15 protein-coding genes are annotated in these 16,768 nt (G+C 69.3%); 8 read left to right on the top strand and 7 right to left on the bottom strand.

Features of this window, described 5'->3' with window-relative positions; translation table 11 throughout:
• Positions 1–55: 55 nt before the first annotated feature.
• From DT073_RS13990 to DT073_RS13980, 3 genes are all read right to left on the bottom strand, one after another.
• Positions 56–1,087 carry an ABC transporter ATP-binding protein gene (locus DT073_RS13990; protein ID WP_124293942.1) on the bottom strand — a complete coding sequence of 344 codons (1,032 nt, stop codon included), beginning with the start codon at positions 1,085–1,087 and terminating at the stop codon, positions 56–58.
• On the bottom strand, positions 1,084–2,469 hold the full coding sequence (locus DT073_RS13985) for an ABC transporter permease (protein ID WP_205782943.1): 1,386 nt from the start codon (positions 2,467–2,469) through the stop codon (positions 1,084–1,086). Before DT073_RS13985 ends, DT073_RS13990 begins: the two co-directional genes overlap by 4 nt.
• A 227-nt stretch (positions 2,470–2,696) precedes the next feature.
• The gene (locus tag DT073_RS13980; RefSeq protein WP_124293941.1) at positions 2,697–3,737 is read right to left on the bottom strand and encodes an iron ABC transporter substrate-binding protein; all 1,041 of its coding nucleotides are present in this window, start codon (positions 3,735–3,737) and stop codon (positions 2,697–2,699) included.
• Between the two features lie 324 nt (positions 3,738–4,061).
• Here DT073_RS13980 and rplJ point away from each other — a divergent pair, with 324 nt between their 5' ends.
• Positions 4,062–4,577 carry a 50S ribosomal protein L10 gene (gene rplJ / locus DT073_RS13975; protein WP_124293940.1) on the top strand — a complete coding sequence of 172 codons (516 nt, stop codon included), beginning with the start codon at positions 4,062–4,064 and terminating at the stop codon, positions 4,575–4,577.
• A gap of 42 nt (positions 4,578–4,619) precedes the next feature.
• Positions 4,620–5,009, top strand: a complete 390-nt coding sequence (gene rplL, locus DT073_RS13970; RefSeq protein ID WP_124293939.1) for a 50S ribosomal protein L7/L12 — start codon at positions 4,620–4,622, stop codon at positions 5,007–5,009.
• Positions 5,010–5,242: 233 nt separating this feature from the next.
• Here rplL and DT073_RS13965 read toward each other — a convergent pair whose 3' ends face one another.
• Positions 5,243–6,298 carry a LacI family DNA-binding transcriptional regulator gene (locus DT073_RS13965; protein WP_124293938.1) on the bottom strand — a complete coding sequence of 352 codons (1,056 nt, stop codon included), beginning with the start codon at positions 6,296–6,298 and terminating at the stop codon, positions 5,243–5,245.
• Between the two features lie 241 nt (positions 6,299–6,539).
• Between DT073_RS13965 and DT073_RS13960 the strand changes: the two genes are divergently transcribed.
• From DT073_RS13960 to DT073_RS13945, 4 genes are all read left to right on the top strand, one after another.
• Positions 6,540–7,889 carry an ABC transporter substrate-binding protein gene (locus tag DT073_RS13960; RefSeq protein WP_124293937.1) on the top strand — a complete coding sequence of 450 codons (1,350 nt, stop codon included), beginning with the start codon at positions 6,540–6,542 and terminating at the stop codon, positions 7,887–7,889.
• A 117-nt stretch (positions 7,890–8,006) separates the two neighbouring features.
• Positions 8,007–8,975 carry a carbohydrate ABC transporter permease gene (locus DT073_RS13955; protein WP_124293936.1) on the top strand — a complete coding sequence of 323 codons (969 nt, stop codon included), beginning with the start codon at positions 8,007–8,009 and terminating at the stop codon, positions 8,973–8,975.
• Complete coding sequence (locus DT073_RS13950) at positions 8,972–9,958, top strand: carbohydrate ABC transporter permease (protein WP_124293935.1); 987 nt, start codon at positions 8,972–8,974, stop codon at positions 9,956–9,958. The genes DT073_RS13955 and DT073_RS13950 overlap by 4 nt, the downstream gene beginning before the upstream one ends.
• Before the next feature lie 114 nt (positions 9,959–10,072).
• Positions 10,073–12,583, top strand: a complete 2,511-nt coding sequence (locus tag DT073_RS13945; RefSeq protein ID WP_124294536.1) for an HAD-IC family P-type ATPase — start codon at positions 10,073–10,075, stop codon at positions 12,581–12,583.
• Here the strand turns inward: DT073_RS13945 and DT073_RS13940 are convergent.
• The 3 genes from DT073_RS13940 to DT073_RS13930 are packed head-to-tail and all read right to left on the bottom strand — an operon-like array spanning position 12,532 to position 14,451.
• Positions 12,532–13,002: a hypothetical protein gene (locus DT073_RS13940; protein ID WP_124293934.1), complete on the bottom strand. Its 471-nt coding sequence runs from the start codon at positions 13,000–13,002 to the stop codon at positions 12,532–12,534. The genes DT073_RS13945 and DT073_RS13940 overlap by 52 nt on opposite strands.
• A gap of 35 nt (positions 13,003–13,037) precedes the next feature.
• Complete coding sequence (locus DT073_RS13935; protein ID WP_124293933.1) at positions 13,038–13,718, bottom strand: DUF305 domain-containing protein; 681 nt, start codon at positions 13,716–13,718, stop codon at positions 13,038–13,040.
• 10 nt (positions 13,719–13,728) lie between these two features.
• Complete coding sequence (locus tag DT073_RS13930; RefSeq protein WP_124293932.1) at positions 13,729–14,451, bottom strand: thioredoxin-like domain-containing protein; 723 nt, start codon at positions 14,449–14,451, stop codon at positions 13,729–13,731.
• A 237-nt stretch (positions 14,452–14,688) separates the two neighbouring features.
• Here DT073_RS13930 and DT073_RS13925 point away from each other — a divergent pair, with 237 nt between their 5' ends.
• Both DT073_RS13925 and DT073_RS13920 read left to right on the top strand, forming a co-directional pair.
• On the top strand, positions 14,689–16,029 hold the full coding sequence (locus tag DT073_RS13925) for a multidrug effflux MFS transporter (RefSeq protein ID WP_442927943.1): 1,341 nt from the start codon (positions 14,689–14,691) through the stop codon (positions 16,027–16,029).
• A gap of 57 nt (positions 16,030–16,086) precedes the next feature.
• A complete protein-coding gene (locus DT073_RS13920; protein ID WP_124293931.1) occupies positions 16,087–16,767 on the top strand; it encodes a phosphatase PAP2 family protein in 681 nt (226 codons plus the stop codon).
• Position 16,768: the final 1 nt, after the last annotated feature.

Below are 16,768 nucleotides of genomic sequence, written 5' to 3'. Positions count from 1 at the left end.
GGTAACCCGGGGTGGCGGTGGTGGCGGGACGCGACACCCGAGACGGCGGGTGCGCTCACTCCGGGGCGACGGCGACCGCGGCGCCGTGCACCGAGATCGTTGCGCGTTGACCGGGGGAGACGTGCGTGTCGGGGCCGGTCCGGACCGTGAGCCCGGTCCCGCCGTCGAGCCGGAGGTCGACCAGGACGTCATGCCCGAAGTAGCGCACGCGGATCACCTCTCCCGAGCCGGGGCCCGGGGTCGGGCTCGAGGCGGCGTCCAGGGCGATCTGCTCGGGCCGCAGGACGATCGCCACCGCGCCCTGCGCGGGTGCGGCGAGCGCGATGACGCCGAGCGCACAGGTGGCCCGGTCGCTGCGGGCCTCGGCCGGCAGCACCAGGGCTTCGCCGAGGAAGCGCGCCGTCCACGCGTCCACCGGCGCGGTGTACACCTCGCGGGGCGTGCCGGCCTGCACGATCCGCCCGTCGCGCATCACCGCCACGCGATCGCCGAGCGAGAGCGCCTCCTCCTGATCGTGGGTGATCAGTGCCACCCCCACACCGCGGTCGCGGAGGATCTGGGCGACGTCGTCGCGCACCTGCTGCCGCAGGCCGGCATCCAGCGCACTGAACGGCTCGTCCAGGAGCACCAGACGGGGCTCGTGCGCGAGCGCGCGGGCGACGGCGACACGCTGTCGCTGACCACCGGACAACTCATGGGGGCGGCGACGGAGGAGACCGCCGAGACCGACGACGTCCACCAGGCCGCGGACGCGGGGATCGCGGTGCGCGTGACGGAGGCGGAGGCCTCGGATGCCGTAGCCGACGTTCGCGGCGACGTCGAGGTGCGGGAACAGCGCGCCCTCCTGGGGGACCAGCCCGATCCCGCGTGCCTCCGGCGGGAGCACGGTGACGTCGTCGCCGTCGATGACGACACGTCCGCCGGCAGCGGGGTGCAGGCCCGCGATGACGCGCAGGAGTGTGGATTTGCCGCTCCCCGACGGCCCGAGCACGCTCACCCGTTCGCCGGGACCGATGACGAGATCGACGCCGTGCAGCACCTCGCGCTCTTCATAGGCGGCGCGCACCTGCTCCACGCGGGTCGTCATGCTTCCCTCCTCACGGTGCCGGCGAGCGCGTCGGCGCGCGTCGGCCCGTCGGATCCGCGTCGGCGTTCCAGTCCGCGGGCCAGCAGCAGCGCCGGTGCGATTCCGGCGACGATGAGCAGAAGACCCACGGGGGCGGCCGCACCGTAGGCGCCGAGCGAGGTCTTGCTCCACAGCTCGGTGGCGAGGGTCTCGAATCCGATCGGACGCAGCATGAGCGTCGCGGGCAGCTCTTTGGCGACGGCGGTGGCCACGAGCACCCATCCGGCGAGGATGCCGGGGAGCGCGGCGGGGAGGGTCACCCGGATCCAGGTGCGGACGGGGCCGCGGCCGAGCGAGCGCGAGACCTCCTCGAGCTCCGGCGGAACCTGCGCGACGGCGGTGCGCGAGGCGCCGACGGTCTTGGGCAGGAACAGGACGGCGTAGGCCACGAGCAGGACGAGGATGCTCTGGTAGGCGCCGGGGAAGAACTGCAGCGACAGGGTCACCAGGGCCAGGGCCACCACGACGCCCGGGAGCGCGTGCCCGAGGTAGGACACCGACTCCAGGCCGGCGACGACCGGGCCGCGGAAGCGCGCCGCCAGCACGCTGACCGGCAGGGCGAGGAGCACGGCGACGGTGGCAGCCAGCGCGGAGACGCCCAGGGTCGTGACCAGAGCGCCGACGAGGTCGGTGGGTGCCGAGGAGTACCGGTCGCTGCTGAGCATCCGAATCCCCAGGGCCACGAGCGGGAAGGCCACGGCGGCCGCGGTGACCGCACCGAGTCCGCACAGCGTCAGGGCAGTGCGAGCGCGACCGAGCTCGGTCGGCGGACGCGAGGTCACCGCGGTGCGGATGCGGGCGGGTCGCGGGCGGACGACGCGCTCGCCCGCGACGCAGAACATCGCGACGACGGCCAGGAGCAGAGCCGTGGTGGCGGCAAGAGTGCGGTCGAACCCGCTGCTGAACTGCGCGTAGATGCCCGTGGTCAGGGTCTCGAAGCGGAGGATCGCCGGTGCGCCGAAGTCGGAAAGGGTGTACAGCGCGACCAACAGCGCTCCGGCGGCCGCGGCAGGGAGGACGTGCGGGAGCACGATGGTGAGGAAGACCCGGGCCCGGCTCCTGCCGAGGGTGCGGGCGACATCCACCAGGCCGTCGTCGAGGGTGGACAGCGCAGCCATCGCCGGAAGCGTCACATACGGCGCGGTGCACAGGGTGAGGACGATCACGAGCGGCCAGAAGCCGTCGACCGTCGGCCACGTGGCCGTCCAGGCGAAGGCGGCGACGAAGCTCGGAACGGCGAGCGGCAGGCAGAGCGCCACCCACCACAGGCGCCGTCCGGGAAGACGCACCCGGACCGCCGCGACGGCGAGCGTGATCCCCAGCAGCAGCGCCGCGACGCTCACCGTCGCGACCAGGATCAGCGTGTTCGCCAGGAGCTCGACGGTGCGTGGTCGCAGCAGCGCCGTCGCCGCCGCCTCGGCGCCACCGGACGCCGCCCGGACGATGAGCTGGACCAGCGGTGCCGCCGCGCACGCCGCGACGAGCGCCGCGGCGGCCAGGAGGGGGAGGGGGGCGCGCCGAGACGACGTCCGCGGCCGTCGGCCCGGACGTGCGATGACCGGCGCGGCGGTCAGAGCAGTCCCGCCTCGGTGATCAGCGCCACCGTCTCCTGAAGCGATGCGAGGTCGGACAGGTCGATGTCGGGGGCGCCGAGATCCTCCCGTGCCGGAACGCCCTCGGGTCCCGGGAGGTCTCCCACGAGCGGGTACTCGAAGGTCTCCTCGCGGAAGTAGGTCTGCGCTTCCTCCGACACGAGGAACTCGACCAACGCGATGGCCTCGGGTGAATCCGCGGCCCCGGTGAGCACTCCGACCCCGGTGACATTGACCAGCGCGGAGATCGAGCCGGGATCTCCGAACTTCAGCTGCGCGCGCAGCGTCGCGGGGTCCTGCTCCGATCGCGCCCAGTAGTAGTGATTGATCAGCCCGAGGTCCACGGCCCCGGAATTGACGGCTTCGAGCAGTTCGCCGTTGCTCGCGTAGATCGGGGCGTCTCCGGCCACCAGGCCTTCCAGCCAGGACCTGGCCACATCTTCTCCCTCGCTCACGCGCAGCGCGGTGACGAACGCCTGGAACGAGGCGTTGCTCGGCACGATGCCCACTTTCCCGGCCCATTCGGGTTCGACGAGTTCCAGAACGTCGCCGGGCACCTGGTCGGCGGTGTACTTCTCGCTGTCATACGCGATCACGCGGGCTCGTCCGGTCAATCCCACCCACGATCCATCCGACGAGGTGTACTCGGCCGGCACGAGCGAGGTGATCTCATCGGGAAGGGTCGCGAACATGCCGGCGTCGGAGACGGCGCCCAACGCGCCGGCGTCCTGCGAGAGGAAGACCTGCGCGGGCGTGCGCTCGCCCTCTTCGAGCAGCTGCGCAGCCAGCTCCGTGGTCCCGGCGTAGCGCACTTCGACGTCGATTCCCGACTGCTCCTCGAACATCTCCATGAGCGGGTCGATGAGCTCGGCGTCTCGGCCGGAGTACACCGTCAGCGTCTGCGGTTCGTCCGACGGCGTGCCCGGGTCACCGGGGGTCTGCCCGGCGCAGGCCGTCAGCGACAGGACGACGAGGCCGGCGACGGCGGCGACGAGGAGCGTGGAGCGGCGAGAGGGCATGCAGGACATCCTTGGGGGAGGGGAGGGAAGGCGGAAGCGCCATGGTAAGGCTACCCTAACCATTCCGGCGGAGACGCCGATTTGGCGGGACGTCTGCGCTCGGCGTACCATGGTCGGAGCCGAAGACCGCTGGTCATCGAGGTGCGCGAGCACCGAGACCGAAGCACTGCATCGCAGGGGCCCGCGCAGGTGACACGATCGAAACCCTTTCCAGGATGACGCTCCGTGCGCTTGCGCCGGAGCGTTTTGTTTTGCCGTGACGACCGGATGTCGCAGGCCGACGCACCGCCACCGTGGTGCGTCTCACAGATACAAGGAGTGGCCATGGCGCAGAAGGAAGCATCGGTCGCCGAGCTCACGAAGCAATTCGAGGACTCGACCGCCGTCTTGCTCACCGAGTACCGCGGCCTGACGGTTGCCGAGCTCAAGGAGCTTCGCAACACCATCCGTCAGGATGCGGAATACGCCGTGGTGAAGAACACGCTGACCAAGATCGCCGCGGGCAACGCGGGGGTCACGGGGCTGGACGAGGGACTGAAGGGTCCGTCGGCCATCGCGTTCGTGCACGGCGACCCGGTCGCCGTCGCGAAGGGTCTGCGTGCCTTTGCCAAGGCACACCCCCTCCTGGTGGTCAAGGGCGGATTCTTCGACGGAAACCCCCTCACCGCGGAGGAGGTCAACAAGCTCGCCGATCTCGAGAGCCGTGAAGTCCTGCTGGCGAAGCTCGCCGGCGCGATGAAGGCCTCGCTGACCAAGGCGGCCTACGTCTTCAACGCGCTGCCGTCGAAGGCCGTTCGCACGGTCGACGCGCTGCGTGAGAAGCAGGAGTCCGCGGCCTGACACGGGCCCGGCAGATAAAACCACCCAACAAGGAGATACATCATGGCAAAGCTCAGCACTGAGGAGCTGCTCGACGCGTTCAAGGAGCTCACGCTCATCGAGCTGTCCGAGTTCGTCAAGGCCTTCGAGGAGACCTTCGACGTCACCGCCGCCGCCCCCGTCGCGGTCGCCGCTTCCGGCGCCCCCGCCGGTGGTGCCCCCGCCGAGGAGGAAGAGGTCAAGGACTCCTTCGACGTCATCCTCGAGTCGGTCGGCGACAAGAAGATCCAGGTCATCAAGGTCGTCCGCGAGCTCACCTCGCTCGGCCTCGGCGAGGCGAAGGCCGTCGTCGACGGTGCCCCCAAGCCCGTTCTCGAGGGCGCCAACAAGGAGACCGCCGACAAGGCCAAGGCCGCTCTCGAAGAGGCCGGCGCCACCGTCACCCTCAAGTGAGCCGTGCCGGGTCGATGCGCGCATAGCGCGCGTCGACGCGGCGTCGACTCAGGTTGAGATGCCGCCCAAGCGGCGTATCGAAACCTCTCGGCGCTCACAGCGCCACATCGAAAGACCCGGGACACCCGTCGTGTCCCGGGTCTTTCGTCGTTCCCACTGACCTCGACCCGTCGAAGAAAGCGGCTGGACGCGCGCGTGCACCGCGTTTCCCGACGGGTCGCGAGGGGGAGTCCCTACATCCGCCCCAGCGACGCATCCGCCACCGCGGCCGACTGGCGGGGATTGACCGGTCCCGTCGAGTTGCGAACGACCAGGCGTGCCTGCGTGCGGATGACGGAGGGCGGCCGTTCAGGATCGGCGAGGTGCTCGAGCAGGGTCCGCACCGCCGCGGCGCCCTGCTCGCGCGGTGTCTGCCGCAGGGTGGTGAGGGCGAACATCTCGGCGTACTCGTGGTCGTCGATGCCGATCACGCTGAGATCGTTGGGCACCTGGATGCCCAGCCTGCGCGCCGCGATGATGGCGCCGATGGCGACCTCGTCGCAGACCCCGACGATCGCGGTCGGTCGATCCCGGGAACCGAGCACGTCGACGGCGGCGGCGTAGCCGGAGGGCAGGCTGAGGCGCGACATCACGTGCTGCGCGAGGTCGCCCATGCCGGCATCCTCCATCGCTCCTCGGTAGCCCTCGCGGCGTGCGCGTTCGACGTCGGACCCGGCCACCTTCGGCCCGTCGGGGGCGCCCCCGCCGAGGAACAGGATGCGACGGTGACCGAGGGCGATGAGGTGGTCGGTGGCCCGTCGAGCGGCGTAATCGTCGTCGAGGGCGATGACACTGAGTCCGTCTGCTCCGCCGACGATGCTGACGACGGGCTTGCCGATCCGTCGCAACCGCGCGAGCTCAGCGTCCTCGGGTTCGAGCCCGACGGCGATCAGCCCGTCGAACTGCTTGCGAGAGAGGAAGTCCTCGAAGATGCGCCGACGGCCCGGGGTGCCCGGCTGGGCGTCGTAGAGGGTGAGATTCAGACCCTCATCCAGGAGGCTGTCCTGGATGCCTTCGAGAACCTCGGCGAAGAACCAGCGGTTCACGCACGGCATCACGACCCCGACGTTGCGGGTGCGACCGGTGACGAGACTCACTGCGCTCGTCGAGGCGACGTAGCCGAGCTCGGCGGCCGCCCGCTGCACGCGCTCGCGCGTCTCGGTCGACACATACCCCGCTCCTGTCAGGGCGCGGCTCGCCGTGGACTTCGACACCCCCGCGAGGCGTGCGACGTCGGCGATCCCCATCATCGTGCGAACCCTCCTTCGGGCTCTCGGGGCCGGTGCGGTGCCACCGAAATCTGGAACCGTTTCCACGTCATCATGCAACGTCGATCGTCGGCGCGCCACCAGTGTGCGCATCGGTTATCGAGTCGTGATCAATTCGCGTTGTGAAGCCAAGGCGGTATCCCGTACGGTGATCCTGGAATCGGTTCCCTACCCGACGCCTGCGGGTCGCAGGACGGTGGGAACTGCTCGATGAGGAGGCAAAATGAGATTCGGAAAAGCGGGTCGCGTCGTCACAGCCGTCGCGGCCCTCGGTGTTTCCGCCCTCGCGCTGTCGGCATGTACCGGCGACATCGCGGCGAACGAAGACGTCGACTGCACGGAGTACGAGGAGTACGGCACGTTCGATGGTGCCGAGGTCACCATCGGCGGCACCATCCTCGACCTCGAGGCTGATCGCCTGGTGGAGTCCTGGAGCGACTTCGCCCAGTGCACGGGTATCAACATCGAATACCAGGGCTCGAGCGAGTTCGAGGCGCAGATCGCCGTTCTCGCCGAGGGTGGCAACGCTCCCGACATCGGCATCGTGCCGCAGCCGGGTCTTCTTGCGCGTCTGGCCGAGGGTGGCTGGCTGATCCCGGCATCGGCCGAGGTCGAGGCCAACGTCGACGAGTGGTGGTCCGAGGACTGGAAGCAGTACGGCACCTATGACGGCACGTTCTACGCCGCGCCGCTGATGGCCAGCATCAAGGGCTACGTCTGGTACTCGCCGGCGCAGTTCGAGGAGAACGGGTGGGAGATCCCCCAGACCCTCGACGAGCTGACCGCGCTGACCGAGGAGATCGCGGCCACGGGTCAGAAGCCCTGGTGCGTCGGGCTCGAGTCCGGTGACGCCACCGGTTGGCCGGCCACCGACTGGATCGAGGACTGGGTGCTGCGCCTGCACGGCCCCGAGGTCTACGACCAGTGGGTGACCCACGAGATCCCGTTCAACGACCCCCGCATCGTCGAGGCTTTCGACGCCGTGGGTGCCTACATCAAGAACGAGGACTACGTCAACGGCGGCATCGGCGACGTGTCGACCCTCGTCACCGAGGCCTTCCAGACCGCGGGTCTGCCCATCCTCGACGGCGAGTGCTCGCTGCACCACCAGGCCTCGTTCTACGAGACCTTCTGGAACGCAGAGGGCGGCGACGAGGTCGTCGTGGCCTCGGACGGCGATGTGTTCGGCTTCCTCACCCCGCCGGCCACGGCCGGTGACCCGCTGTCGGTGACCGGTGGTGGCGAGTTCCCCGTCGCCTTCCGCGACGCCGAAGAGGTCGAGACGGTGCGCGCGTTCCTCTCCAGCGACACCTGGGCGAACAACCGCGTCAGCCTCGGCGGCGTGATCAGCGCCAACAAGGGTGTGGACCCCGAGAACGCGTCGAGCGAGCTGCTGGTGCAGTCGATCGAGATCCTGCAGGATCCCGAGACCACCTTCCGCTTCGACGGGTCGGACCTCATGCCCGGCGCGGTCGGCGCCGACTCGTTCTGGCGCGGCGTGGTGGCGTGGGTCACCGGGCAGAGCACGCAGGAAACGGTCGACGCGATCGAGTCCAGCTGGCCGGCCAGCTGATCGGCTGATCCAGGTCGGGGGTGGGGCACCGTTCGCCCCGCCCCCGACCACTCCGAACGCCGGATGACGCGGCACCGCGTCGTCCGTACTTCAACGACGAAGAAGGGATCGTGACCGATGACCACCGCCGATCTTCTGGGGAAGATCCTCCAGGTCGTGATGGGACTGGCCGTGTTCGCCGCCATCGTGGGCCTGCTGGTCTTCTTCATCGACCGGGCTCCGAAGAAGGGCCGAGACTACTGGCAGCTCGTCGGCTTCCTCGCCCCCGCCATCATCCTCCTGGCCATCGGCCTGATCTGGCCGGCGATCCGCACGACGGGACTGGCCTTCCTCGACAACAGCGGCAACTTCAGCTGGGACAACTTCATCTGGATGTTCACCCAGCCCGCCGCCATCCGTACTCTCATCAACACCGTCGTCTGGGTGCTCTTGGTCCCCACCCTCGCCACCGCCCTGGGGCTGGCGTACGCGGTCTTCATCGACAAGTCGCGCGGTGAGCGCTACTACAAGGCTCTGGTGTTCATGCCGATGGCGATCTCGTTCGTCGGCGCGGGCATCATCTGGCGCTTCGTCTACGAGTACCGCGCCGGTGAGCGCGAGCAGATCGGTCTTCTCAACGCGATCGTGACGGGTCTCGGCGGCGAGCCGGTGCAATGGCTCCAGACCGATCCGCTCAATACGTTCCTCCTCATCGTCGTGATGATCTGGATCCAGACCGGTTTCGCGATGGTCGTCCTGAGCGCCGCGATCAAGGGCATCCCCGCCGAGCAGATCGAAGCCGCTCAGCTCGACGGGACCAACCCGTGGCAGCGGTTCACCAACGTCACCGTTCCCGGCATCCGCGGCTCACTGGTGGTCGTGCTCACGACGATCTCCATCGCGACGCTGAAGGTGTTTGACATCGTGCGCACGATGACCGCCGGTAACTTCAACACCTCGGTCGTCGCCAACGAGATGTACACCCAGGCGTTCCGCGCGAGCGAGGTCGGACGAGGGTCGGCGCTCGCCGTCATCCTCTTCCTGCTCGTCCTGCCCATCGTCATCTACAACGTCAACGTGCTTCGCAAGCAGAGGGAGATCCGATGAGCAGCGTCGCCCCCGTCGATCTTCCCACCGGTGAAGGAAGAGACGACTCGAGTTTCGAAGAGGCAGCCCGCGACACCAAGTCGAGCCGGATCAAGCGTCGGCTGACCTCGCCGTGGGCCACCGCCGCAGCGATCGCGATCGCGGTCGTCTGGACCATCCCCACCTTCGGTCTGTTCATCTCCTCGTTCCGGCCCGCGGAACTGATCCAGACCACCGGCTGGTGGACGATCTTCCAGAACCCCGGCTTCACGCTGGACAACTACCGCGACGTCCTCTTCTCGCCGTCGCAGTCGGCGCCTCAGCTGGGGGCGTACTTCGTCAACTCGTTGGCGATCGCCATCCCGGCGACGATCTTCCCGCTGGTGATCGCCTGCATGGCGGCCTACGCGTTCGCGTGGATCAAGTTCCGCGGAGCGAACGTGCTGTTCATCCTGGTGTTTGCCCTCCAGATCGTGCCGCTGCAGATGGCCCTCGTGCCGCTCCTGCAGTTCTTCTCCTCATGGCTCCGGCCGCTGCAGGTGGGGTTGCACAATCTGATCCCGATCATCCCGGAGCAGAACTATCTGCCGGTCTGGATCGCGCACACGATCTTCGCCCTTCCGCTCGCGATCTTCCTGCTGCACAACTTCATCCATGAGATCCCCGGCGACGTCATCGAGGCGGCGCGCGTGGACGGCGCCTCGCACAGCCAGATCTTCTTCCGGATCGTGCTGCCGCTGGCCATCCCGGCGATCGCGTCCTTCGCGATCTTCCAGTTCCTGTGGGTGTGGAACGACCTGCTGGTCGCCCTCATCTTCTCCGGCGGTACGCAGGACGTGGCGCCGCTGACGCAGCGCCTCGCCGAACTGGTCGGGTCGCGTGGACAGGACTGGCAGCGTCTGACGGCGGGTGCCTTCGTCTCGCTGGTGGTGCCACTGATCGTGTTCTTCTCGCTCCAGAGATTCTTCGTCAGAGGACTCTTGGCGGGATCGACGAAGGGGTAGGACGAGGGTTCCGGATGGTGTTGGCGCGGCGTCCGACGATGTGCGTCGCGTCAACCGATCCGGGATTCACCGTGGCGGGACGACCGCTACTGTCTGAGCATGGCCACGCCTGAGATGGACGCCCACGCCGATGACGGCGTCATCACGGCGACGCTGATCGAGATCGATCCCGACACGGGGCTGCGCGCGGCCGAGGTCGCCGAGCGTGCGGCCGCCGGCCGCACCAACGCGTTCACCGCCGACACCAGTCGAAGCGTGTGGAACATCGTCCGGGCGAACGTCTTCACGCTGTTCAACGGAATCGTCTTCGGATGCTTCTTCGTGCTGTTCGTGCTCGGCAGATGGCAGGACGCACTGTTCGGCTTCGCCGCGTTCGCGAACTCGATCATCGGATGCGTGCAGGAGTTCCGCGCCAAGGCGGCACTGGACAGGCTCGCGCTTCTGAACGCCCCCCGGGCGCGCATCCGTCGCGATGGCGAGGAGGGCGAGATCGCGCCGGGCGAGGTGGTCATCGACGACATCCTCGTCCTCCGCGCCGGTGATCAGGTGCCCGCCGACGGTGTCGTCCGCCGCGCGCGGGGGCTGCAGCTGGACGAATCGATGCTCACCGGCGAAGCCGACCCGGTCGACAAGCGCGACGGCGCGGAGGTGCTCTCCGGCTCCGTGGTGGTCGCCGGCGAGGGCGAGGCGCAGGTCACCCGAGTGGGGGCTGACTCCTATGCGAACAGGTTCGCCGGCGAGGCCAAGCGGTTCTCGCTCGTCGCCTCGGAGCTGCGGACCTCGATCAACCGCGTGCTGCGGTGGATGAGCTGGCTGATCGGACCGCTGGGGCTCCTGGTGCTGAACGCCCAGATGATGGTCGCCGGCGGGTGGGCCGCAGCCTGGGAGTCGGGCGGCTGGGTGCAGGCGATCGTCAACACGATCGCTGCTCTGACGGCGATGATCCCGCTCGGGCTGGTGCTGATGACCTCCATCGCGTTCGCGGTCGGCGCGGCACGTCTCGCGAGTCGGCAGGTGCTCGTCAACGAGCTCCCCGCCGTGGAGGGTCTCGCGCGCGTCGACGTCATCTGCCTGGACAAGACCGGCACTCTGACCGTCGGCGACATCGCGTTCGACGCCCTGCACCCCCTCGACGGTGCGGCGGAGCCGGCCGAGGTCGCAGCTGTGCTCGCCTGGTACGGAGCCGCGCCGGATGCCAACGCGACGGCGCGCTGTCTGCGGGAACCCTTCCCGGTCGCGGACCCGAGCGTGCCCGCGCACGCCATCGCGTTCTCCTCGGCGCGGAAGTGGAGCGCCGTGTCGTTCGCTCACGGCCCCGCGGGCACCTGGATCCTGGGGGCGCCCGAGATGATCTTCGGCGACATCGCCACCGACACCGCCACGCCGCTGGGTGAGCGTGTCGTCACCCTCGCCGCCACCGGCCGTCGGACCCTCGTCCTGGCTCGCACCGCTCTGTCGCTGACCGATGAGGATGTCGCTGCGGAGCGTCTCCCCGCGCAGCTGCAACCTGCCGCGGTCCTGACGTTCCGAGAGACCGTGCGTCCCGATGCGGCGCAGACGCTGGCGTACTTCGCGCGTCAGGGCGTGGGCGTGCGCATCATCTCCGGCGACAACCCGCGCACAGTCGCAGCCATCGCCCGTGACCTCGGGGTCGAAGCCCCCGAGGGATACGATGCCCGGCGCCTCCCCGAGGACGACGAGGCGCTGGCGGGCGTGCTGGAGGAGCACACGGTCTTCGGGCGTGTCACCCCCGAGCAGAAGAAGCGGATGGTCGTCGCCCTGCAGAGCCGCGGACACACCGTGGCGATGACCGGCGACGGCGTGAACGACGCCCTCGCCATCAAGACGGCCGACATCGGCATCGCGATGAACTCGGGGTCGGCGGCGACGAAGGCGGTCGCGCGCCTGGTGCTCTTGGACGGCAAGTTCTCGCACCTCCCCGACGTCGTCGCGGAGGGGCGGCAGGTCATCGCCAACATCGAGCGGGTCTCGATGCTCTTCCTCACCAAGACCGCGTACGCGACCGGGCTCGCGCTGCTGTTCGGTCTGCTCGTGCTGGAGTTCCCGTTCCTGCCGCGACAGCTCTCCATCACCGACGGTCTCACCATCGGCATCCCGGCGTTCTTCCTTGCGCTGCTGCCGAACACCCAGCGCTACATCCCCGGATTCCTCCGGCGCTCGTTGAGCTTCGCGATCCCCGCGGGTCTGATCATCGCGATCTCGTTGACGCTCTACACCCTCGCCGCCTCGTCACTCGGTATCGGCGAGGCCGAGCTTCGAACGGGGTCGACGATCATCCTCGCCGTCGTGGGGATCTGGGTGCTGACCGTCCTGTCCCGGCCCGTCACCCGGGTGAAGGTGCTCGTGATCGGGGCCATGTTCATCGCGCTGCTGGCCATCTTCACCCTCCCGGCGACGACGGCCTTCTTCCAGCTGGTCGACCCCGGACGGGATGCCGCCTGGCTCATCACCGGCGTGATCATCGTCACGATCGGGGCGATCGAGATCGTGCGCTTCTTCCACCGGCGCGTCGTCGCGCGCGACCTCGCGCGCGATCGGGGGCGGCCGACGGGTCAGCCGACGGGTTCGCCGGCGTCCGACCGCCCGGCGGGTGCGGTGAAATAGCGCGACGCGGGCGGCACCCACACGAAGACGACGGCGATCACCTGCACCAGCAGCTGAACGGTCGCGGGGATGTCCCAGCTGTCGCTGGAGACGATCGTGACCACCTGCAGCGCGACCAGGAGGGCGACATAGCCTGTCAGGAACAGGCGTGCCAACCGACTGCCCCGGGCGAGCGCGGAGGCGAGGGCGACCACCAGAAGACCGAAGAGGATGATGCCCGCGCCCAGCAGCGACACGGGGAGCACCTCGTCGGCGGCGACGTCGTATCGGCTGAGGAGGACGAGGATGCCGAGGGCGACATTGGCGAAGGCGACGGTATAGACCAGCACCACCACGACGGTCAGGACGACCCCGCGTCGAGGCCGCGTCTCGCCGGTCGCAGCGTCGCCGCGGACGCTGTCACTCCGAGGCGCGCTCACGGGTTCACCCTAGTGGTGCACCCTCCCGCGCGGCATCAGTCCGTGCAGCCGAGGCGCTGCTGCATGCTCGTCATCCGGTCGATCTCGGCCTCCTGGGTCTCGATGATCGACTGCGCGACGGCGAGGACCCGAGGTTCGGAACCGAGGTCGATCACCGCCTCCGACATCGGGATGGCGCCCTGGTGATGGCGGATCATCAGGGCGAGGAAGTCGCAGTCGGCCTGCGCGCCCGTCGCCGCACGGAGGGCGTCGAGCTCGGCCGGGGTCGCCATGCCCATCTCGGCCTCCAGCTCGGCATTCGTCAGGGCTTCACCGTCCCCGCCGCCGTGCCCGCCGTGGGCGTGGTCGGTCCCCGCCATCCAGCCCATCAGCGGACCCCCCGACTGCGGCAGACCCCAGCTGACGAGCCAGCCGTACATCTCACCGCGTTGACCAGATTGGCCGGTGGCGATGTCGTAGGAGAGGGCACGCACCTCGTCGTCCTCGGCCTTGCGGTAGATCTCCATGGCCATCTCGATGGCCTGGGCGTGATGCACCTGCATGTCGCGGGCGAAGCCCGCCTCGGCGGATGTCGTGCCGGGTGCGGCGACCGCGCTCGCCGCACCGAACATCGAGAACCGGCCGATCGCGAAGGCGAGCGCCCCGATGCCGAGCGCGACGAGCGCGATCAGCACCCAGCGGGGGAGTCCGCGGCGCGAAGCGGTGGGGTCGGTCATCGGCTCCCGATCACTGACGCCCGGGACCGTCGATGGCGCCGCTGCAGGCGGCGTTGGGTTCAGGGGCGTTTTGGCTGCGCCAGTACTCCTCGAAGAACTCCGTGATGCGCTCGTCGGAGGCCGAGTCGACCTTCAGCTGTGCGTTCCACGCGCTGACGGCGATCGGGGTGTCCATGCCCTCGTAGGGGGAGAGGATCGCGTAGCTGGAGGGCAGGTAGCTTTCGAGGGTGTCGACGTCCTCGGCGCTCACCTGCGCGGGGTCGTAGGTGACCCAGACCGCGCCGTGCTCCATCGAGTGCACCGCGTTCTCGTTGGCCTGCGGTTCGGTGTAGACGCCGCAGTTCAGCCACACGGCATTGTGCGGACCGCCGGCGGGAGGAGTCTGCTCGTACTCGACGGCACCGTCGACGTGGTCGGTGGCCAGCTCGAACGTCTCGACACCCTCGATCTCGGCGCCCGTGCTGTCGAGGGCGCCGTACGTGGGGGGAGGGGCGGGGGCGAAGACGATGGATGCCACGATGGCCGCGATCACGGCGACCGCCGCCGTCGAGCCCACGGCCCACCAGACCACCTTGCTGCGGCGGCGCTTGGCGAGCTGGCGCTGATACTCCGCGAGCTTCTCCTGCTTCTTCTGCTCGCGCTGCTGCTTGACGGTCTGATTGATCTCGGCCTGGGTGGCCGGATTGCCGCTGGCGCGCTTTCCGGACGGACGGGAGGACGAAGACGGGGTCATGGCATGGGCTCTCGGGTCTGGCGCGGCGAGCGCGTCGAGGCAGGAGGGACGTGCCCATCTTATGCGGGCGCATGGGGGTGAGCCCTGGGAACGGGCTCGTAAACGGCCCCGCATCCGCTAGACTCGGGTGGTCTTCGAATCGATTCGACGCGCGTCTCTCTCCGACGCAGCGACGACCCCCGTCGGCTGCCTCCTCTTCCGGCCGCGCGACACCCTGCCACGAAACCGAGAGTGACTGTGCTCGATACCGCCTCCCAGCCGACCGTCCCGCCCGCCGCTGCCTCCCCGGCTCGCACGACCACCGGAGCCATCCGCACCCTCGGATCCAATCCCGCGACGGCGCCCGTCATGCTCCATCCGGGCGACGCCATCCCCGCCCGCAAGCGCCTGCTCTACATCATCCTGCTCGGGGCGCTCACGGCCCTCGGGCCGTTCACGATCGACCTCTACCTGCCGGCCTTCCCGGTCCTCGAGGACGACTTCCAGACCACCGCTGCCGCGATCCAGCTGACCCTGACCGGCACGATGATCGGGTTCGGTGTCGGACAGCTGATCGTCGGACCGCTCAGCGACAAGGTCGGGCGCCGCGTGCCGCTCATCTCCGTCACGGCCCTCCACGTCATCGCGAGCATCGCCGCCGCCCTCGCGCCGACGTTGATGCTCCTCAGCGTCTCTCGCGTCTTCATGGGGATCGGCGCCGCTGCCGGCGGTGTGGTCGCGATGGCGATCGTCCGCGATCTCTTCGGCGGCAAGCGGCTCGTGGTCATGCTCAGCCGCCTCGCCCTCGTCACCGGTGTCGCGCCGGTCGTCGCACCGCTCGTGGGCGCCGGGCTGCTCGCCGTCATGCCGTGGCGGGGACTGTTCATCGTGCTCGCCGTCTACGGGGCTCTCCTGCTGGTGTGCGCCGTCCTTCTCGTCCCCGAGACGCTCCCCCCGGCCCGCCGAGGCGGCAGGGGCGGCACGACCGTTCTGCAGCGGTACCGGAGCGTCCTCAGCGACCGGGTGTTCCTGGGCGTCCTCGTCATCGGCGGCATGACCTTCAGCGGGCTGTTCTCGTACCTCTCGGCCTCCTCGTTCCTGTTCCAGGAGGGCTACGGCTTCGACGCGCAGCAGTACGGCCTGCTGTTCGCCGTGAACTCCCTCGGTCTCGTGGTCGGGGTGCAGACCGCGTCGCGGCTCGCGGCGCGGTTCGGCCCGCAGTGGGTCCTGGCGGGATCCACGGCGACGCTGGTGCTCGCCTCCAGCATGATCATCGTCCTCGATCAGCTCGGCCTGGGTCTGTGGGGCACCGTCGTGCCGCTGTTCCTCTTCATGACGGCGTGCGGGTTCACCTTCCCCTGCATCCAGGTGCTGGCGCTCGATCGGCACGGCAAGGCCGCCGGCACGGCGGCATCCATCCTCGGCGCGGTCAACTTCGGCGTCGCCGGCCTCATCTCCCCGGTGGTCGGGTGGATCTCGCAGGACACCGGCATCACCGGCACCTCGATGGCCGTCGTGATGGTCGGATGCGGCGTGGTCGCCGTGCTCGCTCTCTGGCTGATCGTCCGCCCGCGGTCGGTTGCACAGCTGACACCCTGAGCGCAAGCCCCCCGCGGCTGTCCACCCCGTGCGAGAACCGCGGGGCAGAATGAGCCGATGGACACCGCCACACCGCCGACGCTGGATCGACGGGCGTGGACCGTGCCGCTGGTCGCCGGACTGATCCTCGTCGCCCTCGCGGTCGGTCTCGGGGCCTGGATCTTCATCCGGGGCAACGAGCCGTTCGACCTCGACGCCGAGTGGAACATCCTCCTGGCGGGCTGGTCGTCGCCGGTGGCGACCGCCTTCTCGCAGTTCATGAACGTCGTCGGCGCGGGGTGGTTCTCGATCGCCGTCGTCCCCCTCGCCGGTGCGCTCCTCCTGATCCTCCTCCGCCGGCCCTGGGGGGCGCTGTTCCTCGTCGTGTCCCTCGCAGCCTCGGCCGCGAGCGTGCAGGTGCTCAAGCAGACGTTCGGCCGAGCGCGGCCGGAGGACATCGTCGTGGTCAGCGACTACGGCTCCTTCCCGTCCGGTCACGCCGCGAACGCCGCGACCGTCGCCGCGATCGCGCTCGTTCTCTTCCCGCGGGTGTGGGTGGGGATCGTGGGTGCGGTGTGGACGCTCCTCATGGCTTTCAGCCGCACCTACCTCCATGCCCACTGGCTCAGCGACACCCTCGGCGGCGCGCTCGTCGGGGCAGGCGTGACGCTGCTGCTCGCCGCGGCTTTCGCCGTGCCGTTGGTGAGGGAGAGACGACGGCGGACGGATGCCGCGGCGGAGCCCGTCTCGCTACTGTGAA

Origin of the sequence: Microbacterium sp. ABRD28, from assembly GCF_003850245.1 — a bacterium.
Taxonomy (GTDB): domain Bacteria; phylum Actinomycetota; class Actinomycetes; order Actinomycetales; family Microbacteriaceae; genus Microbacterium.
The sequence above is the reverse complement of the archived record's forward strand: the minus strand, read 5'-3'. Positions and strand labels throughout refer to the sequence as shown.